Raw genomic sequence first — 19,920 nt, forward strand, 5'->3', positions numbered from 1 at the left:
TAGGAGAAGGCGGTCCCACCCCACTGGTAGGCGAGCACCCAGATGTTCTTCGGGGCGAAGTAGAAGAGCGTCGGCGCGACAGCGGAAACAGACATTGTGTTCTGGCCGGCCGAGGCCATGTCGGACCAGTTGGTGAAGAGGCCGAAGTTCATCGAACCCCACCTCGTCCCCGTGTCGTGCGTCGTCGCGTAGACCAGATGCTTGCCGTTGTAGACGACGTTGGTGAAGTCCTTGAGCGAGACCCACCCCGACTTCGGGCTGGCCAGTTGGCCCGTCGATGTCCAGCGGTAGGTCGACGGAAGATCGCACGTACCGGGGTTGCCGCCGTCGACCCGGACAAGCTGCCACTGCTGATTGGTGCCGCCCCAGTCGTCGTATTGGACGATGTTGGCGCCGTCGGCGGTGGAGGCGCCCTGAACCTCCAGGGCCTTGTTGCTGTGGCGCGCGATGAACCTCACGTAGCCGTCCGAGCTGTCGGCGAGTCTCCATTGCTGGTTGGTGCCGTTGCCGTCGGCCCATTGGACGATGGAGCCGCCGTTGGCGGTGGAGAAGTTGTAGACGTCCAGGACCTTGCCGGAGTGGCGGGACTTGAGGCGGTAGTAGCCGCCGCCGGAGTCGACGAACTGCCACTGCTGCTGGTTGCCGTTGTTACGGGTCCACTGGGTGATGCGGCCGCCGTCGGCGGTGGACAGGTTGTAGACGTCCAAGGCCTTACCGCTGTTGCGATTGACCAAGACGTACCAGGCGTTGGTGTCGACGGTGGCCGCGTTGGCGGACTGAGCCTGCATGGCGACGAACAGGCTCGCCACTAAGGTGACCACCGTCGCGAGGACGGCCAAAAATCTGAATTTCACGATGCGCTCCGATGCATTCGACTCGGACAGTTGCACGTATCAGGCGTTGATGTCGATCAGCCTCGGGGTGGGAGAGCCGCCGTTGAGGAGCCAGGGGGTGGTGAGATCGAAGCGGCGTACGGTCACCGCGCCGCCGAGGGCCTGGGTGGCGTAGTTGAAGATCCCGAAGCGGTAGCCCATGAAGAACTGCCAGGCATTGTTCAAGGTGAAGGCCGGGCCCAGGCTCACGAAGTTGCTGCCGTCGGTGCTGTAAGAGAAGTGGGCCTGCCTGCCGGACCCCGGCCGGATGTCGGCGTTGACCCGTAGCCAGACCCGGCCGCCCGAGATGTTCGCGCCGGCCGCCTCGGTGCCGGTGCCGGTGGTCTGCCACGAGCTGTTCATGGTGAGCCCGTTCGTCATCACGACCCGGTTGACGCCGTTGTCGCGTTTGACACCGATCCAGGCCGACTGGTCGCGCAGCATGGCCAGCCCGGAGCGGTCGCCGTTGGCCATCTGCGAGTAGTCGAGCTCGATCGTCGCCGTGGACGACGGGCCCTGGATGCGGTGGGTCAGCGTGTTACGGGCGTTGTAGAGATCGCCTGTGACGGTCGCGGTCTGCAGACGCAGGCCGTTGCCGGTGGAGAAGCGGCTGGTGTCGGGGTTGTGGTTCCACTCCCAGCGGTGGCCGAGAGCGCCCGAGGCGAATGTGTCGGGGCCGATCATCGACGCCACGGTCCGGCTGGTCTGGATGTTCGGCCTCGGGTAGGTGACTCCCCAGCCGCCGTTGACGGTCTGCACGGTCGGCCAGTCATTGGTCCAGGTGATCGGCGCGAGCGCTGGGACCCGGCCGCCGGGGTAGGCGTCGACGAACGACATGTAGTACCAGTCGCCGTTCTGGGTCTGGACGAGCCCGCCTTGGTGGGGGACGCCGCCGCCGGAGATGGGGCCGGGCATGTTGAGCAGGACCTGCCGCATCTCGTACGGTCCCCACGGCGACGTGGAGCGCAGGACGTACTGGCCGTTGGCCGGGCGGGTCAGCCAGATGTAGTAGTAGCCGTTACGTTTGTAGAAGCGGGAGCCCTCCAGGGTGCCGACGCTGCTCGGGGTCTGGAACACTCGCTGGGCACGCACCTGGCTGAGCCCGTCGGCCGAGAGCTGGGCGACGCTGATGGTGCTGTTGCCGTAGGCGACGTACATGGTGTCATTGGTGTCGATCAGCAGGCCGGCGTCGTAGTAGCAGTTGTTGATCTGCGAGCGCTTGGCCCACGTGCCGTCGACGGCGGAGGCGGTGTAGACGTAGGTCCGGTTGAACTCGACGCAGCCGATCCAGTAGTAGGTGCTGTTGCTGGGCCGGTAGTTCAGGGCCGAGGCCCAGATGCCCTTCACGTACGCCCGGCCGCCGTTGAGGTCGTAGGCGGCGGAGTTGAAGTCGAGCCTCGGGACCGAATGGCCGGCGTACTCCCAGTCGACCAGGTTGTAGGAGCGCAGGATCGGTGCGCCCGGCGAGTAGTGCATCGTCGAGGCCGAGTAGTAGTAGGCGTCGCCGACCCGGATGATGTCGCCGTCGGCGAAGTCCTGCCAGACGACCGGGTTGGTGTAGTTGCCGTCCAGATTCGGGTTGGCGCCGACCGTCGCCGCTGACGCCTGAGCCGTGAGGAACACGCCCACGAGCAGCAGAGACGAGAGCATCGCGAGCACGCGTCTCACAGGAACCTCCCAAGGTTGTTGTTCGAGCCGTTGTCGTCGGCGAGCACGACCGGCGCGCCCTGAGAGGTGTTGGCCAGGCCGCCGTCGGTGGTGGACATGTTCTGGATGCCGAGAGCCGGCTCGCCGGCACCCACCTGACCAGTGGTGTTCCAGTAGACGACGTAGTTACGGCCATGGGCGTCGTAGAACGGCTCCAGCCGTACCGAGGCCCCGTTGGCGGTGGCCGTGAAGGCCAGGGACGAGGTGCCGGCCCGGGCGATCGATGAGAGGACCAGCGTCGGGGCCGACGACAGGCTGGTGTTGCCGTAGTCGCCCGACAACACGACCGGGCCGTAGGTGACGGCTCGCATGTTGGGGTTGTCGTTGGCGACCTTCATGGCCACCCGCATGGGCAGCCACACGGTCACGGTGTCGCCCGACGTCCACGAGCGGGTGAGATCGGCGTAGGTGCCCGGAGTCGTGGTGACGTCCTGCCGGACCCCGTTGACGCTGATCGTCGCGCCCTGGGTCCAGGCCGGGATGCGGACGCGCATCGTCCACGATCCGCTCACATTCCCGGTGACCTGCAGGGACGTGGTGTCGCTGACCGGGTACGAGGTTGTCTGGGCGACCGTGATGCCGCGCTGGCTCCAGTTGAGCGTGGAAGGCACGAACAGGTTCACGAACAGCGTGGTGCCGTTGTGGAAGTAGATCGAGTCCATCAGCTTGGTGTTGGTCTCGATGCCGGTGCCCTGGCAGCACCAGAAGGAGTTGTAGTCCGTGCTCCACGTGCCGCCGCCCCAGGCCGGGCCGACGCCCCGGCGCCCGCCCGGGTTGAGCGGGGTGAAGTAGGTGACGTGCCCGTGTGCGTCAGCCGGGTTCTGCTGCCCGATCAGATGATTGAGCAGAGCGTTCTCGTAGTAGTCGAAGTAGTCGGCCCGGGCCGGCGACAGCAGCCACAGCTCCCGGGTCAGCTTGAGCATGTTGTAGGTGTTGCACGCCTCGCCGGTATCCCTGTTCAGGTGGGCGGCGATCGCGTTCGGGGCGCGGAAGTGCTCGGCCTGGCTGTTGGAGCCGTTCGCGTACGTGTGCGCTCCGACGGTGATGGACCAGGCGTTGGCGGCGATGTCGCGGTAGCGGGTGGTGCCCGTCGCCTTGTACTCGCGGGCCGCCCCGATCCACTTGGGCACCTGGGTGTTGGCGTGCAAGCCGTTGAGCTGGTCCTGGTTCGCGGCCAGCGGGTTGAACACGGCCGCGTGGTCGAACCGCTGGGCCGTGGTCAGCCAGCGGGAGTCACCGGTCATCTGGTACAGGTCTGTGAGCACGGCGTTCATGCCGCCGAACTCGGTGCCGAGCATGGCCTGCATCTGGCTTGCGCTGAGCCGCGAGGTGCGGGTGTCCACCCATCCGGCCAGTGCCAGCAGCACGGTCCGGGCCTGGGTGTTGCCGATCAGCCGCCACACGTCCAGCAGCCCCGCCAGGATCTTGTGGAGGCAGTAGTAGGGCACGTTGCCGTTGGTGAGCGTGCGGTGCTCCAAGGCGGTTATGTCGGACTCGGGGAAGCCGGACAGGTAGCCGCTGGTGAACCCGGCGGCGCCGTTGTTGGCCTGGCATTTGGCCAGTTCGGCGACCATGCGGTCGGCCTTGTCCCGGCAGGTGGTGTCGCCGAGCACGGCGTAGGCCTGTGCCCACGCCGTCAGGAAATGGCCCTGCATGTGGGACCGGAACGGGAAGCTGGGCGCGTCCCAGCCTCCGTTGGCCGCCGCGCCGTTGGTGGACAGGCGGTGGTTGGCCCGGAAGACGTACAGCAGCCGGTCGACATCGACGAAGCGCAGGTAGCTCAACGTGCGGTTCTGGTTGTCCAGCCAGCGGCCGGAGGTCAGCCGGACCTGGCCGAGGTCGAACTCGTAGGCCGAGACGCCGATGTCGGATCTGGCCCAGGGGAGTGCGGCCAGGGCGGGGGACGTGCCGATTACCTGGCCGGCAGCCGAGAGCGCGACGGTCGCGCCTGCGGCTTGAAAGAGTCGGCGACGGCTCAAGGGCATAAGGAGCTCCTTGGATGTCAGCGGTGAAGACGGCGGCCACAGACTTGTTAGCGCTAACATTGTGTCCTGCTCAGTGGCGCTTACCTCCGGTGAGTGCGTTGTCGCGGAGTACATCCGACGGTCCGGCTCGCGTCAACGAGGGGCGGCCCTCGCCGACTCGGGCGTTTGCGCGGGAACGTCTTCCCGCCTGGAGCTTCGTCTCCGGGAAGATCGAGCCGCACTGCCGGTGGATGTGAAAGTTTCACAGAAGTAACCCGTTGGCAACGGGTAACTTGCGACGCCTTCGGAGTTAACTTGCAGTCTCCGGGCATGGCCCACGCCGACTCATCCTTGCCTCAGCTGAGTTGCCAGCGCACTGCGGTGGTCGGCGGGCCCGCATTTCCGCTCTTCGGTGAGGTCCTGCCGGATCGCCAGCGGCGATACGCCGAAAAGGCGCTGAGCTCGACCGTCGCTCATCGCCCTCTACCCCGAGGCTATTTGATCTTAGTTAAGTTTCCTCGGTGTGAACGGTTGACGAGCCGCAGTCGGGGCCTTACGTTCCAGCAAGAGATGTTAGCGCGAACAATCGGCGCTCTCGAGAGGGTTTTCGGCAATGGCCTGACCTATGTAAGCCTCATCGAAGTGACCCGGTGAGAACGCGTTTCTCCGATGGGAGCGCTCCCATAGCACGGCGGAACCGGCGCCGACTGGGCCAACGGGACCGGAAATGCGCGGACTCAGCAATAGCCAAGAGGAGGAGACATGACGCAAGGTCGGAATGAGGCTGTTGGCAGCGAGCGAGGATCGCTGAGCCGGAGAAGCGTCCTGGCGACCATGGGGGCTCTGCCGGTCCTCACCGTCGCGGCCTCGGCCGCGACAGCCTCAGTGGCCGAGGCCGCGACGGCTGCCGCCGCGGTGATCATCGATCCGTCGGCACGGCGGCAGACGATACGCGGCTTCGGCGGCATGACCCACACGGCCTGGATCGGCGATCTCACGGCTGCCCAGCGGGACACGGCGTTCGGCACCGGCGAGGGTCGGCTGGGATTCTCCGTGCTGAGGATCCCCGTCCCCGAGAACCAGGCGGACTGGAGCCGCGACGTGGCGACCGCGAGGCGCGCGATCGAACTCGGGGCGACCGTCATCGCGTCCCCCTGGAATCCCCCCGCCCGCATGGTCGAGACCTTCGTCCGCGGCAGTCAGAACAACGCGAGACGCCTCAGATACGACATGTACGGCGCCTATGCCCAGCACCTGAACGACTTCACCGCATTCATGCGGAACAACGGGGTGAACCTGTACGGCATATCAGTGCAGAACGAGCCCGACTACGCGCATGATTGGACGTGGTGGACCCCCACCGAAATGGTGCGATTCTTACGGGAGAACGCCGGCTCGATCAGCACCCGGGTCATCGCGCCCGAGTCCTTCCAATACCTGAAGAACATGTCGGACCCGATCCTCAACGACCCCACGGCGCTCGCCAACGTGGACATCATCGGGGCGCACCTCTACGGCACCTCCTTCGCGAACTTCCCCTATCCCCTCTTCAAGCAGAAGGGCGCGGGCAAAGAACTCTGGATGACCGAGGTCTACCACCCCAACAGCACCGATTCGGCGGACCTCTGGCCCCAGGCGCTCGACGTGGGGGAGCACATCCACCGCGCCATGGTGGACGCCGAGTTCCAGGCGTACATCTGGTGGTACATCCGGCGCAGCTACGGACCCATGCGGGAGGACGGCCAGATCAGCAAGCGCGGGGCTAACATGGCGCATTTCGCCAGGTTCGTCCGCCCCGGATACGTGCGGATCGGGGCGACGGCGAACCCGGCGTCGAACGTATACGTCTCGGCGTACCGGGGCGGTGACTCCACGGTCGTCGTCGTCGCCATCAACAAGGGGACCTCTGCGGTGAGCCAGCAGTTCACCCTGGCGAACGGCGCCGCGTCCAGGGTCTCGTCCTGGCTGACCGACGCGAGCAGGAACGTCGCACCCCAGGGCACGACCGGCGTGTCGAACGGTTCCTTCACCGTCACGCTTCCCGCTCGAAGTGTGCTGACCTTCGTGACCGCGTGACCGGCGCCATCGTCCGATACGACGGCTGGGGGTCGCCATTCGCGCCCCGCCCGGCCCGCCGACCGCGGGCGCTCTGTGCGGATGCGGTCAGGGATGCCGCGAGGCGGTGGATCGCGGTGACGATGTGGGGCTCAGGCGTCGCCGCGTGGCCGAGGAGCAGTCCGGGGCGTTTGGCCGGTTCCTGGGCGTGCGCGGACAAGGGCTGCACGTCCACGCCATACGCCGCGGCCCGGAAGGCCGCCTCTCTGTCATCGATGTCTTCGGGCAGCCAGCCGACGACGTGCAGGCCCGCATCGGCGGGCGTCACCGACAGGACGCCGTCGAGCTCTTGACGCGCCGCCCGGACGAGGGCCGCCCCGCGTTCCGCGTACAGGGCCCGCATCCGCCGGACGTGCCGGGCGAAGTGCCCGTCGGCGATGAAGTCGGTGAGGGCGGCCTGCTCCAGCACGGGGACGTGCGCGGCCGCGAAACGTTGCCCAGCCGTGAAGGCGTCCACCAGTTCGTCGGGCACGATCAGGTATCCGATGCGCAGCGCGGGGAACAGCACCTTGCTGAAGCTGCCGACGTACACCACTCGTCCGGCGCCGTCCAGGCCCTGGAGCGAGGGAAGTGGATCTCCGATGTAGCGGTACTCGCTGTCGTAGTCGTCCTCCAGGACATAGGTGCCGGCGGTGCGGGCCCAGTCCAGCAGCGCAAGGCGGCGGTGCAGGCTCATGGTGACGCCCAACGGGAACTGGTGCGAGGGGGTCACATAGGCGATGCGGGCGTGGGGCGCCCGGGCGTTCCCGGCGTCGATGTCCAGGCCGTCGGCGTCGACGGGGACCGGGACCGGGGTGGCTCCCGCGGCGATGATCGCTCCGCGAGCGCCGTAGTAGCCCGGGTCCTCCATCCACGCGTCGTCACCCGGGTCGAGGAGAAGCCGGGCGGCCAGGCTGAGACCGGCCTGCGCGCCGCCCACAACCAGCACCTGTTCCGGGGTGCAGCGCACCGCCCGGGCCATGCCGACATACGCGGCGATGGCCTCGCGCAACGGCTGATAGCCGGCGGGATGCTGGTAACGCAGGAGGGAACCGGCCGACCGGCGGGCTCGTCGTGCCACCACCTTGCCCCAGAGCTCGGCGGGGAACGCGTCGATCGCCGGTCGGCCGACCGGGAACGCCGGCGGGCCCGAGCCGGGGCCATCCATGGTGTGCCTCATCCGCCACCGCACGCCGGCCAGGGCGGCGCCTTGGGCCGACAAACGCGGCGGCTGCCGTACGTTCGGGGGTTCGTGGACGGGAGCCGCCGCAGGATGGGGTATCCGCAGGAGCGCCACAGTGGTGCCCGCGCCGACCCGCCCGTCCAGGTAGCCCTCGTCACGCAGCCGCTCGTACGCGGTGACCGTGGTGGTACGCGACACACCCAGCTCCGCCGCGAGCGCACGCGAGGACGGCAGCCTGAGCCCTGGCCTGAGCTGGCCGGACAGGATGGCGTCGCGGATCCGCTCATAGAGGTGGCGCGAGAGCGCGATACCCGGGGTGGGGGCGAGCGTGATGCCGGCCGCGGCGAGGGAGGGGGACTGCTTGGGCATGATCGGCCAGAAATGGACTTGCCGGTTGACGAAGAAATGGCTCTTCAGACGGTACCAAGTGCGGGCCTACAGTGCGCAGGCGGACGAACCGCATGAAGATTCATTGAGGAGTGGTGAGTTGTCCATCTTGACCAGGAAGCTCGGGCAGACGGGGCTGGAGGTCAGCGCGATCGGGCTGGGTTGCTGGGCGATCGGCGGGCCGTTCCTGCTCCGCGGCATGCAGGACGGCTGGGGGGAGGTGGACGATGACGAATCCGCTCGCGCGATCAACCGCGCCGTCGACCTGGGCGTCACCTTCTTCGACACCGCCGACGTCTATGGCACCGGCCGCAGCGAGCGGGTTCTCGGCCGCGCCCTGCGGAATCGGCGCGACGCCGTCGTCATCGCCACGAAGTTCGGCTACACCTACGACGAGACGCGAAAGGAGATCACCGGCACCGACACCTCCGCCGCGTATGTCCAGCGCGCGTGCGAGGCGTCCCTGGCCCGCCTGGGCACTGACTACATCGACCTCTACCAGATGCATGTGGGAGACGTCGACGCCGCCGAGGACGTCTTCGCCGAGCTGGAGAGCCTGGTCGACAAGGGCATGATCCGCGGCTACGGGTGGAGCACCGACGATCAGGAGCGGGCCCGCCGGCTGGCCGGTCGGCGTGGGGCGGCGGCGGTGCAGTTCGCCATCAACGTCCTCAGCGACGCACCCGGGATGATCGAGGTCTGCGAGGAGAGCGGACTGGCCGGCCTGGCTCGTTCGCCACTGGCGATGGGTTTGCTGACCGGCAAGTTCACCGCCGAGTCGCGGCTGCCCGCCGATGACGTACGCGCCAGCGGGCACTCTTGGGTGAGCTATTTCCGCGACGGACGTCCCGACCAGGACTCCCTCGACCGGCTCGCCGCCATCCGGGAGATCCTCACCAGCGCCGGCCGCACTCTCGCCCAGGGCTCCTTGGCATGGATACTCGCACGGGGCGACCAGATGATCCCCATTCCGGGGTTCAAGTCGATCGCTCAGGCGGAGGAGAACGCGGCGGCCCTCGAGCGTGGCCCGCTGACCCCGGCTCAGCTGGACGAGATCGACGCGTTGCTGGCTCGCTGATCCGGAGGAGCCGATACTCGGCGATCAGCAGTGGGTACTTGGTCGATCACCGCGCCTTCGACGCCGCACCCGGCAGTTCGTACGGCTCACCGCAGAAATAGCGGTTGAGCGCGTCAACGGCGGCCAGCAGCATGCGCGCGACCGCCGGATCGCTGCGATGCACGTTGACCGACAGCGTCATCCGGCGTTCGCCCGTGGCGTCGGCGAAGCTCAAGGTCTCGTAGCCGGGGATCGAGCCGGTCGCGCCCCACATCTGGCCGCAGGTGAGCCCCACCGCCTCCAACCCGAGCCCGTACCGGGGGAAGATCGGGGCCTGGGGTGTGGCGACGCCGGTGCGCATCTGCGTCAGCAGGTTCCGGCTGACCAGCCGGCCGCCGAAGAGCGCCTGGTAGAAGCGGTTCAGATCGCGGGCGTCTGACACCACTCCGTACGCGGCCCAGGCGAAGGACGGGTTCAGCCGGGTGATGGGCCGCAGCGCGCCCGGCCGGCTTGGATCGGCGCCCGTGGGCAGGTAGTAGCCTGTGGCGTGTGGACCACGGATGCCGTCCCAGGTCTTGGGCAGGTAGGAGCGCGTCATGGCGGCCGGCCGGAAGATCCGCCGATCGAGTTCGTCGCTCAGCTCATGGCCCGTCACCTTCTCCACGAGCAGCCCGAGCAGGATGTAGCCGGTGTTGGAGTAGCTGAAGCGACCCCGCTCGGGCGAGGGCAGCCGCTCGGCCTCGTCGATGAGCTGCCGCGGGGTATAGGTCCGCTTGCCGTACTGCTCGGGATCGGCGAACTCGGCGGCTTCGTCGTAGGTGGCCAGGCCGCCGGTGTGGTTGAGCAGCTCTCGCACCGTGATCTGGTCGCCACCGTCGATCTGGCCGGGTAGCCACGTGCCGACAGGCTCGTCCAGGCTCAGCTTGCCCTCCTGAACCAGCTGCAAGACGGTTGCGGCGACCATGCTCTTGGTCACGCTGGCGACGCGGAAGCGCGCCTCGCGCGGCACCGCTCTCCCGGTGTCCAGGTCGGCGGTTCCGCTGGTGCCGATCCAGGTCCCGTGGTCGTCGTCGATCCGGACCAGGACGCCGGGGGCACCGGCGGCCACCGTCGCCTCGAGCGCCTGCCGCATGCCGACGGGCTCGTCGTGCCGCGCCTGTGCGGTGGCCGGGACAGGCGACAGCAGGCCCGCGGCGACGAGCACGGCGACCGTCATGCGCTTACCGTTCATTGGCCTTCCTTTGGATGGAGGTCGTGGAAACGATCTCCATCCTGGTGGCGTCGGCGGCCGTCTCTCGTCAGCACTCGTGACGATCTTTCCCTGCGACCAGGGTCGCATCCCGGTAGTTCTCCAGGCTGACAAAGCCGGAGTGACCACCGCGGCGCGGTCTCGCGTTCGGCGGGGCGGGATCTTGAATGAGCGCCGAATCTATTAGTAAACTTTGTTTAAAGATTACCTGCGGGCGACCCGCGGGTAGAAGGAGCCTCATGAGAAGACATGCTCTCCGACCGGTGGTCCTCGCCCTCGCCTTGACCGTTGTCGGCGGCACCGCCGCCTCTCCCGCCAACGCCGCACCGGCCGCCGAGCCCGCCAAGAAGTCAGTAGCCCTCGGCCGCACCACCCTGGGTGGTGCGGACCCCAGTGTCATCCGGGTCGGCAACCTCTACGTCGCGGCCAAGTCGGTGAACGGTGGCGTCGCCGTACGGACGGCGACCACTCTCGAGGGCATCGCCGCCGCGCCCCCGCGCCAGGTGTGGAAGGACACCGGCAACCTCGGTGAGGTGTGGGCGCCCGAGATCGTGCACCACGACGGCCGGTACCACATCTACTTCTCGGCGGGCCGCAGCGCCGCCCACCGGATGTACCACATCAGCTCCGCCACCGCCGACTCCGGCTATTCCGCCGCGACGAAGGTCGCCCTGCCCGGCGACAAGTGGGCCATCGACGGCGCGCCGTTCACCTTCAACGGGCAGCGCTGGTTCGTGTGGTCCGGCTGGGCGGGCGACACCAACGTCGAGCAGAACCTTTACATCGCCCGGATGAGCGGCCCCACCACGGCCACCGGCGGCCGTTACATCATCTCCCAGCCGCGAGAACCGTGGGAGCGGGTCGTCGGCAACCCGTTCATCAACGAGGCTCCCGAGCCGATCCTCGACCCGAACGGGCAGTTGCACATCGTGTACTCCGCGAACGGCAGTTGGAGCAGCAAGTACTGCCTCGCCGATCTGCGGCTGCGCTCCGGCGGTGACCCCACGAACGTGTGGGACTGGTACAAGAGCAACGGTTGCCTGTTCGGCTCATACGCGGCGTACATGATGGCCGGCTGGACCCCGACGCTGCACGTGGACGGCCCGGGCCACCACACGTTCGTGCTGGAGGACGGCGACATCGCCAGCAGCCCGCCCTCCGGCAACCGGTTCCCGACCATGTACCACGCTGTCGCCAAGGGCACGCCGTACGAGTGGTCCAACCGGTACTGGTACACCGGCACGGCCGTCTGGTGGAGCAAGACCACCTACCGGCGGGCGAACGTGCCCGGCCCCAACACCGACGTCGGGTACAGCCTCAAGTTCTTCGAATGACGTCCCCAGAGCGGCACACGGAAACGTGCGTATCGGTCAGCAGACGGCCAGGGTGTCGCGCCACACCTCGTCCAGGGCCATCTGGATCGCGCCGGTGAGTACGGTGCCCTCGGCCAGCTCCGACAGTTCCACGCTGGGCGGGGCGAGGGTCAGGTCTTCGAGGTGCCGGGCGATCGCGTCCAGCAGGACCGCGCCGGCTCGGGCGATGCCACCACCTATCACGATCACATGCGGGGACAGTACGAGGACCACGGGCGCGATCGCCTCGGCGAAGACGGCGGCGACCCGGTCGACGACCTCGGCGGCGATCGGGTCGCCCCCGGCGGCGGCCGCGAAGACGGCGGCCGCGTCCGTCGCACGGGCGAGCCCGGACTCCGGATGCTCGGCGGCGCGGCGGCGGGCGAGATTGACGATCGCCTCGGCGCCGATCGCGCGCTCCAGCGGCCCACGACCGTCCCCAGCCGCGTCGGGAAGGTCCGCGTCGGGAGCGTCGGCGTTAGGAGGGTCGGCGTTGGGAGGGTCGGCGTTGGGAGGGTCGGTGTCGGGAAGATTCGCGTCGGGAAGGTTATCGACGGGTCGAATGAAACCGATTTCACCGGCCTGGCCCGCGCCCCGATGCAGCCGTCCGTCGATGACGACGCCGGCCCCGAGCCGCTCGCCCCACTGAACCGCGAGCAGGGTGCCCGCGCCGGTGCGCTGGTGGGCCGCCGCCAGCGCGGCCAGGTTCGCGTCGTTCTCCACCGTGACCGCGCACCTGAAACGAGCCCGCAGGCGGCCGGCGAGGTCGATCTCCGACCAGCCCGGCACACTCGGGACGAACAGCACCCGGCCGGTGGTCTCCTCGACGATGCCCGGGGTCGCCGCGGTGACCGCCGTGATCTGCTCGGCGGCCAGGCCGGCCGTCGCCAGCGCTTCATCCGTCGCCTCGTCGACCGCCTCGAGCAGGTGCCGAGCGCTGCGCCGGCCCACCGTCCGGCGAATCACCGCGAGGCGCTCACCGGCCAGGTCGGCGATCCCCGCCGTCACGGTGTGCGGGCCGACGTCCAGGCCGAGCACGGGTGCCGCCCGGCCGTTCAGGGAGAACCGCGTCGCCGGTCTGCCCACCGTGGCCGGCCGCGGCGCGTGCTGCCGTAGCCAGCCGGCGGCCAGTAGATCCTCCACGGCCTGGGCGACCGTCGGGCGGGTGAGCTCGGTCAGCCGGCTGAGTTCGGCCAGCCGTACGGGCTCGGGTGCGCGCCGTCGGACCGCGTCGAGCACCGCGGCCCGGTTCATCCTCCGTAGCACGGGTGTGCCCGCCGGCCGCTCCTCCGTCATCCGCGCCCCTCGCTGTCCGGTTCGTGAATATCCGCCGTGAGATCTTGACCTCTGGTCGCCTGCGGCTGAGTATATTTCGCAAAGACGTTACGAAAAGTCTTTACATAACTTTCTCTATAGTAGGCCCCTTAGTCGCCCCCCTCGGAGGTGGCCGCCCGATGACCCGTTCCAGCGAACCCCGCAGCCCCTTACCGCGCCGATGGCGAACGCTCCTGACGGCGCTCGCCGCAGTCCTGCTCACGATGCTCACCGCGCCGTTCGTCTCCCCGCGCGAGGCGGCGGCCGACACGGTCGCCGGGTTCGGCGGCCCTGCGGCGCAGGCCCTCGAACGGCTGATCGGGACATCGCGCGCCAAGCAGGTCACTCTGCTCACGATCGTCAAGGGCACGGGCCGAGACCGGTTCCAGGTGTACGGTTCCAACGGCCGCCTCGTCGTCGCCGGCACGACGCCCGCGGTTCAGCTGACCGGCTTCGGCTACTACCTGCGTCAGGTGGCCCACGCCGACATCGCGATCAACGGCTCCCAGGTCGACCTGCCCGAGCACCTCCCGTTGCCCGCGGCACCCATCGCCAGAGACTCCTCGGTGGATCACCGCTTCGCCCTCAACGACACCAACCAGGGCTATGCGGGCGCGTATCTGAGCTGGCCGGAGTGGCAGCGGCGGATCGACGTCCTCGCGCTGCACGGCATCAACGAAGTGCTGGTCTACGAGGGCCAGGAGGCGGTCTACCAGCGTACCTTCATGAAGTTCGGCTACTCCGACCAGCAGATGCGCGCGTGGATCCCGCAGCCGGGCCACCAGTCCTGGTGGCTGCTGCAGAACATGTGCTGCACCGACAGCCCGATCTCCCAGCAACTCATCGACCAACGGGTCGACCTCGGCCGCAAGATGGCCGACCACCTGCGTTCCCTGGGGATGGTCCCGGTGCTGCCCGGCTACTTCGGCACCGTGCCGACCGACTTCAAGGCCCGCAACCCGGCAGCCAACACGGTCCCGCAGGGCACCTGGAACCAGCTCGAACGCCCGCACTGGCTCGACCCGACCAACGCGGTCTTCGCGCGTGTCGCGGCCACGTTCTACCGGGTGCAGAGCGAACTGTTCGGCAACAGCACGATGTACAAGATGGACCTGCTGCACGAGGGTGGCACGGCCGGAGCGGTCAACGTCGCACAGGCGTCACAAGCGGTACAGCGGGCATTGAACACCGCCCATCCCAAGGCGCTCTGGACGATCCTGGGATGGCAGAGCAACCCGCTGCCGGCGACGCTTCAGGCCATCGACCGGACCAAGATGTTCATCGTCGACGGCATCAGCGAGGAACCCGGCATCACCGACCGGGACAAGGACTTTCTCGGCACCGGGTACGCGTTCGGCACCATCTGGAACTTCGGCGGTCACTTCAACCTCGGCGCCCGGCTGACGCTGTGGAACCAGAAGTTCCACGCCTGGCGCGACAAGCCCGGCACGGCGATGAACGGCATCGCCCTCATGCCGGAGGCCATCGACAACAACCCGGCCGCGGTCGCGTTCTTCGCCGACCTGCCATGGCAGGACAGCCCGGTCGACATGCGGCAGTGGTTCGCCGACTACGCCACCGCGCGGTACGGCGGGGAGGATCCGCACGCCAAGGCGGCCTGGCAGATCCTCCTCGACACCGTCTACAGCTGGCCCGCCGGCGCCGACTCCCGGCACGTCACCGGCCTGTACGACGACGAGCCCGGCCTGGCGAACACCGGCTACCCGCTCCAGTACGACATCGCCACCTTCGACAAGGCGCTCGACGAGCTGCTCCAGATCGACAAGGGCCTGCGCGGCTCCGGCGCCTACCGCTACGACCTCGTCGATGTCGCAAGGCAGGTGCTGGCCAACCACAGCCGGCTGCAGCTACCCAAGATCCGCGCTGCCTACCGGGCCAAGGATCTCGAACGCTTCGAGCGCCTCACCGGCCAGTGGATGGACCAGATGCGGCAGATGGACCGGCTGCTCGGCACCGACGAGAACTTCCTGCTCGGGGCGTGGCAGAAGGAAGCCCGCCGGCAGGCCGCCACGCCGGCCGAAGCGGCGACGCTCGACTACAACCTCAAGTCGCTGGTCACGATCTGGTCCGCCGACGCCCGTCTGCAGGACTACGCCCGCAGGGAGATGAACGGTCTCGTCGGGCAGTACTACGTGAAGCGCTGGCAGATGTTCTTCGACGGTCTGAAGACCGCGCTGCGCTCGGGCGAGGATTACCCCGAGAAGATCGACTGGATGGCCGTCGCCAAGGACTGGGCCAAGGCCGGCACCCAGCTCGCCTCCGAGCCACGCGGCGACGCCTACGCCGAAGCGAGCACCGTGGCCGCACTGCCCGACGGCGCGGTGACCATCGGGGTCGACCGTAAGGGCGTCAAGCCGGGTGGGACCGTACAGGTCACCGCCGCGTTCACCAACGACAACACCTCGCGGCCTACCGACCGGGCGACGCTTCAGCTCGACGCCCCGGACGGATACCAGGTGCAGGCGACCTCCCCGACCAGCGCCGACCACGTCGCCTCGCGTGACAAGCTCACCGCGACCTGGACGGTGACCGTTCCCGCAGGTGAGGCCCCAGGCGGCACTCCGGCGCTGGACGTCATCGCCTCCTGGGACTCCGGCGACGTCGCCCGACGGGACACGGCCTCGACCCGCCTGCTGATCGCCGGAGCCGCGCCCGCGCCGTACAAGACGATGAGCAACACGCAGGCCGAGTTCGCGGCCACCAACGACGGGGTCGCGATCGCGGCGAGCGGCGCCGACCTTTGGAAGGAGACCAACGAGCTGGCCACCGCCTACCGCGCGGACGCACTAGCCGACGGGCAGCAGCTCACCAGCACGGTGCTGCGACAGGACGGGGCGTCGGAGTGGACCCGGTCCGGGCTGGTGGTGAGCGACGATCTGGCCACCTCCGGGGCCACCGGGTATGCGAACATCGCCGTCACTCCCGGCCACGGCTGCGTGTTCAGCTGGGATTCCGACGGCAACGGGCAGCTTGACTCGTACACCGAAGTGGGTGGGTTCACCCCGCCCGTACGCGTGCGCATCGGCAAGTCCGGCGACCAGCTCACCGGCTCGTGCGGCAGCGACGGCAAGAACTGGTCGGTGATCGGGTCGGCCCGCGTCCCGGGCACCGGTGCCACGCTCGACGCCGGCCTGTTCGTCAGCGCGGCCAACCGAGACACCGGTCAGCAGGCGACCGCCGTGCTGACCGATCCCGAGTCGGCCCCGTCGACCGCCCGCGACGGCGCGGGGGACACACTGCAGAGCCTCCGCAAGCCGGTCACGGCACTGAGCTGGGAGTCGGGTCGGGGCCCCGAGTACGTGAACGACGGCAACCGGGCCAACTCCCCGTACTTCGCCAGCCAGATGACCTGGGACACCACCTGGTGGAAGGTCGACCTGGGGGCGGTCGACGACATCTCACGTGTCAACGTCCGCAACTATGTCGGAGGCGGGCGCTACTACGAGTACCGGCTGGAGGGCAGCCTCGACGGCGTCACCTGGTACACCCTCGGCGGCCGTCGTGGCCCCAAGGCCGCGACCGACGCCGGAGACACCATGACCACCGAGGCGAAGGCCCGGTACGTCCGGGTGATCGGCACCCACAACACCGCCAACCTGTCCTTCCACCTCACCGAGGTCAGCGTGTACGGCACGCCGGCGCGATAGGAGCCGTGAACGTGGGCGTTTCCCAACGTTGATCACGAGGGCGGGAACGCCCACGCGAACGGCCTCAGACCGGCGCGCCGTCCAGATCCGGCCGCTTCTCGATTCGGACGTGCCGAGCGCGCCTCCGTAACTTTCTGCGAGGGAAGAGGGGGCGGTACCAGGAGCCAGGGGGCGCACGGGGACGCTCCGGAAAGAGGGTGCTCAGTGCCCAGAATGACGTGGCTTCGGGGACCGCTGCTGACCGGCGTGCTGGTCGTGACCAGCCTGGTGATCGCCACACCGGCACATGCCGACTTCATCTGGATGGTGGCGCGGGGGACCCGGTCCTTCAGGGTTGGGAGGAAGCGCCACCCCTCCTTTCGAAAAGAGTATGGAAAGACTCGGTCACGTTCGGTAACATGTGCGGTGAGTGAGGCCACTGTGACAAGAGGTGCACGATGGCGATCCGCCGCTCCGCCACCAAACGACACGGCCTGCCCACGATCGTGCAACTGCGGCTCACACCCGCCCCGGCCCAGGCCGACGCACTGGCCGCAGCGGTGCAGGTGTGCAATCAGGCGGCCACCGTCGTGTCCCGGCTGGCCTTCCAGCATCGCGTATTCGCCGCGGTGGAGTTGCACCGGCTGGCCTACTACGAGGTGCGCGGGCAGATGGCCGGGCTCGGCGCGCAGGCGGCGGTGCGGGCCATCGCCCGGGTCGCCGGCGCCTACGCCAACCGCGCGCCAGCAAGAAACGCGCCCACGTCTTCCGCCCGCACGGTGCTATCCCCTATGACGCCCGGCTGATGAGCTTCAACCGGGACGCCCGCACGGTGTCGCTGTGGACCCCCACCGGCCGCGTCACCGTCTCCTACACCGGCCGGCCGGAAGACCTCAAGGCCGTGGACGCGTTGCCGGTGGGTGAGGCCGACCTGATCTGCCGTCGCGGCGTGTGGCTGCTGCAGGTCGCCGTCACGCTGCCGAAGCCGGTGGTGCGTGAGCCGGTTCACGGCTTTGTGGGGGTGGATCAAGGGGTGGCGGGCACGGCGGCGGCGCGGTGGGTGCTGCGCCGCCTGTCCGGTCGTGAGCACCGGATGATGACCGACCTCAACCAGCGAATCTCGACGTTTGTGGTGCGTGAAGCCGAACGCACCGGCCGCGGCATCGCCCTGGAGGACCTTCAGGGCATCCGCGCTCGGGTAAGGGCTCATCGGCTCCAGCGGCGCACCCTGCACAGCTGGGCGTTCGCCCAGCAGATCACCTTCACCCGCTACAAGGCCGCCAGAGCCGGAGTCGCCTTCGTCCTGGTCGACCCCGCCTACACCTCGCAGGCGTGTCCGGAGTGCGGATGTGTGGCCAGGGCGAACCGGCCGGCGCGGGGCCGGTTCGTCTGCACCAGGTGTGGCCTCGCTGGGCACGCCGACCACATCGCGGCCCGCAACATCGCCACACGCGGCATAGCGGGCTGGGCTGCCATCAACCAGCCACACGCTACCGGCCTCCCTTCAGCCAGACGGGACCGCGAGAGCAAACCACCAGATTCAACCAGTGGTAGTTGATCAGCGCCAACTCGACGGTCCAGAACGACGGCATCGTGCCGATGATCAAGGTGTTCCAGAAGCTGAATCGCGGTTGCTGGGGCGAAGACACCTTGTCGTCGGACCAGGTCGACCCGGGCCAGAAAGTGAGCTGGCGCCGAGTCGTGTGACCTGTCGATCGCCACGGGGACCGAGGACGAGGTCTGTATTGCCTCTACGGCTCGCCGGACGACGTCATCTACCGGTTCTACTGGGACGTTCCGAGGCCTGCGATGCCTCCACGAGCGATCACATCCCAACCTCTCCGGCATCGCCACCACCACCTGCCAGGACATCTCCGGCCCCGCGTACGACTTCGACCCGGCGGGCAACACCTTCTCCGCCACCGCCACCGATGTCGCGGGCAACCTCGGCCAGGCGTCTTCTGTCACCTTCAAGCTGGTCGTCACCTATGACGACCTGTGCACGCTGTCCAGGCGCTTCGTCACCAGACCGGACGGGGTCCCCGCCATAGCCATGTGCGCCGCCCTCGACGCCGCCGAGCGCGCCGAGGAGATGGGCGACGCCACGGCCAAGGCCGCCGCCATCCACGCCTATGTCATGCGGGTGAACGCCGCTGTAATCAGCCGCTCCCTCACCCCGGCCCGAGCCGCCATCCTCAAGAAGCTGGCGGCCGCCCTGTAACCCACGCCCCGGGGTGGGCGGGCCACCGGCTGCCCGGTAACCGTAACGGCGGGTCACCGGCTGCCCGGATACCCGACCTGGCTGGGTGGGCCACCGGCTGTCCGGTAAAGCCGCCTCGACGCGGTGGGCCATCGGACGCCCGGTGGCCCACCCCGCGTGCGGAGTCGGGTCTCCCCGCTTGAGCCGTGAAGCAGCTGGAGCGAGACCGCTGTGCGAATCGATCGCCCGCTAGGGGCTCTTCTGCCCTCGGTCGAATGCCCCTGTGTGGTTCATGATCGTGGTGACGAGGGTGGCTGTCGCGATGAAGGTACCCCCGCTCCATCCAAGAGCTCCGACCATCGGCACCCCATTCTCTCTCGCCACGATGAAGGCGATGAGCGCGATCACCAGCGAGAGAAGCATGTCGATGGTTAAGCAGAGCGCGATGCGCAGGGTGATGCTCACTTCTTTCTCATTTCGGTCCGATGGATCGAGATCGGAGAAAGCGTGCGGCGCTCGGTCGACCTCGGCGGCGTCAATGTCCGGACAGGCAAGCCGGGAACTGCCCCTTTCGTCTGCTGATCTGGTGGCAGGCTCAGGCTGGCGTCAGGACGGATCGCCGTTTCGGCGGTGCTCGTCCATCGCCGCCCTAGATTATGGCGGTTCGCGAGCAGCCGCGCAGGTGCAGATGCATGTGCATGTATGGATTTTCCCCTGCGGGATGACAATCCTCCACCGGCGCGGCTTCTCGGGAGAAATTACCGATGCGTTTAGGTCTCATAGAAGCACATAATCCACAGAACGTTAATATGTGACTACGTAAAGTATCTGCACGTGCAGGCTGGCCGCTGGGCTGGGTCGGCGGCTGGCCACTGTACGCCGCGCCGCAGGCGG

General features: G+C 68.2%; 15 protein-coding genes. 8 read left to right on the forward strand and 7 right to left on the reverse strand.

Annotated elements, in window-relative coordinates; genetic code table 11:
* The 3 genes from AB0J16_RS39700 to AB0J16_RS39710 form a co-directional block, all read right to left on the reverse strand.
* Nucleotides 1–788, reverse strand: a 788-nt coding sequence (locus AB0J16_RS39700; RefSeq protein ID WP_358550047.1) for a non-reducing end alpha-L-arabinofuranosidase family hydrolase, incomplete at its 3' end; no start/stop codon positions are given.
* 105 nt (nt 789–893) lie between these two features.
* On the reverse strand, nt 894–2,540 hold the full coding sequence (locus AB0J16_RS39705) for a glycoside hydrolase 43 family protein (protein ID WP_358549795.1): 1,647 nt from the start codon (nt 2,538–2,540) through the stop codon (nt 894–896).
* Entirely contained in the window at nt 2,537–4,564 is a 2,028-nt protein-coding gene (locus tag AB0J16_RS39710) for a beta-L-arabinofuranosidase domain-containing protein (RefSeq protein ID WP_358549797.1), read from the reverse strand. The genes AB0J16_RS39705 and AB0J16_RS39710 overlap by 4 nt, the downstream gene beginning before the upstream one ends.
* A gap of 813 nt (nt 4,565–5,377) precedes the next feature.
* Here AB0J16_RS39710 and AB0J16_RS39715 point away from each other — a divergent pair.
* A complete protein-coding gene (locus tag AB0J16_RS39715; protein ID WP_358549799.1) occupies nt 5,378–6,619 on the forward strand; it encodes a glycoside hydrolase family 30 beta sandwich domain-containing protein in 1,242 nt (413 codons plus the stop codon).
* Here the strand turns inward: AB0J16_RS39715 and AB0J16_RS39720 are convergent.
* The gene (locus AB0J16_RS39720; RefSeq protein WP_358549801.1) at nt 6,576–8,189 is read right to left on the reverse strand and encodes a PLP-dependent aminotransferase family protein; all 1,614 of its coding nucleotides are present in this window, start codon (nt 8,187–8,189) and stop codon (nt 6,576–6,578) included. The genes AB0J16_RS39715 and AB0J16_RS39720 overlap by 44 nt on opposite strands.
* 118 nt (nt 8,190–8,307) lie before the next feature.
* On the opposite strand from AB0J16_RS39720, the gene AB0J16_RS39725 reads away from it, so the two are divergent.
* Complete coding sequence (locus tag AB0J16_RS39725) at nt 8,308–9,285, forward strand: aldo/keto reductase (RefSeq protein ID WP_358549803.1); 978 nt, start codon at nt 8,308–8,310, stop codon at nt 9,283–9,285.
* A gap of 46 nt (nt 9,286–9,331) precedes the next feature.
* On the opposite strand, the gene AB0J16_RS39730 is transcribed toward AB0J16_RS39725, so the two are convergent.
* On the reverse strand, nt 9,332–10,495 hold the full coding sequence (locus AB0J16_RS39730) for a serine hydrolase domain-containing protein (RefSeq protein ID WP_358549805.1): 1,164 nt from the start codon (nt 10,493–10,495) through the stop codon (nt 9,332–9,334).
* A gap of 257 nt (nt 10,496–10,752) precedes the next feature.
* Between AB0J16_RS39730 and AB0J16_RS39735 the strand changes: the two genes are divergently transcribed.
* Nucleotides 10,753–11,847 (forward strand): glycoside hydrolase family 43 protein, encoded by a 1,095-nt coding sequence (locus AB0J16_RS39735; RefSeq protein WP_358549807.1) that lies wholly within the window; start codon nt 10,753–10,755, stop codon nt 11,845–11,847.
* Between the two features lie 36 nt (nt 11,848–11,883).
* Here AB0J16_RS39735 and AB0J16_RS39740 read toward each other — a convergent pair whose 3' ends face one another.
* Complete coding sequence (locus AB0J16_RS39740; RefSeq protein ID WP_358549809.1) at nt 11,884–13,161, reverse strand: ROK family transcriptional regulator; 1,278 nt, start codon at nt 13,159–13,161, stop codon at nt 11,884–11,886.
* Between the two features lie 158 nt (nt 13,162–13,319).
* Here AB0J16_RS39740 and AB0J16_RS39745 point away from each other — a divergent pair, with 158 nt between their 5' ends.
* The 5 genes from AB0J16_RS39745 (at nt 13,320) to AB0J16_RS39765 (ending at nt 19,047) form a co-directional block, all read left to right on the forward strand.
* On the forward strand, nt 13,320–16,847 hold the full coding sequence (locus tag AB0J16_RS39745) for an alpha-N-acetylglucosaminidase TIM-barrel domain-containing protein (RefSeq protein ID WP_358549811.1): 3,528 nt from the start codon (nt 13,320–13,322) through the stop codon (nt 16,845–16,847).
* A 437-nt stretch (nt 16,848–17,284) separates the two neighbouring features.
* On the forward strand, nt 17,285–17,632 hold the full coding sequence (locus tag AB0J16_RS39750) for a hypothetical protein (RefSeq protein WP_358549813.1): 348 nt from the start codon (nt 17,285–17,287) through the stop codon (nt 17,630–17,632).
* The gene (locus tag AB0J16_RS39755) at nt 17,632–18,384 is read left to right on the forward strand and encodes a transposase (protein WP_358549815.1); all 753 of its coding nucleotides are present in this window, start codon (nt 17,632–17,634) and stop codon (nt 18,382–18,384) included. The genes AB0J16_RS39750 and AB0J16_RS39755 overlap by 1 nt, the downstream gene beginning before the upstream one ends.
* On the forward strand, nt 18,381–18,533 hold the full coding sequence (locus AB0J16_RS39760) for a hypothetical protein (RefSeq protein ID WP_358549817.1): 153 nt from the start codon (nt 18,381–18,383) through the stop codon (nt 18,531–18,533). Before AB0J16_RS39755 ends, AB0J16_RS39760 begins: the two co-directional genes overlap by 4 nt.
* Before the next feature lie 346 nt (nt 18,534–18,879).
* Nucleotides 18,880–19,047, forward strand: a complete 168-nt coding sequence (locus AB0J16_RS39765) for a hypothetical protein (protein ID WP_358549819.1) — start codon at nt 18,880–18,882, stop codon at nt 19,045–19,047.
* Between the two features lie 228 nt (nt 19,048–19,275).
* Here AB0J16_RS39765 and AB0J16_RS39770 read toward each other — a convergent pair whose 3' ends face one another.
* The gene (locus AB0J16_RS39770) at nt 19,276–19,491 is read right to left on the reverse strand and encodes a hypothetical protein (RefSeq protein WP_225301007.1); all 216 of its coding nucleotides are present in this window, start codon (nt 19,489–19,491) and stop codon (nt 19,276–19,278) included.
* Nucleotides 19,492–19,920 lie beyond the last annotated feature (429 nt).

It is taken from the genome of Nonomuraea sp. NPDC049750, from assembly GCF_040659625.1.
GTDB lineage: Bacteria > Actinomycetota > Actinomycetes > Streptosporangiales > Streptosporangiaceae > Nonomuraea.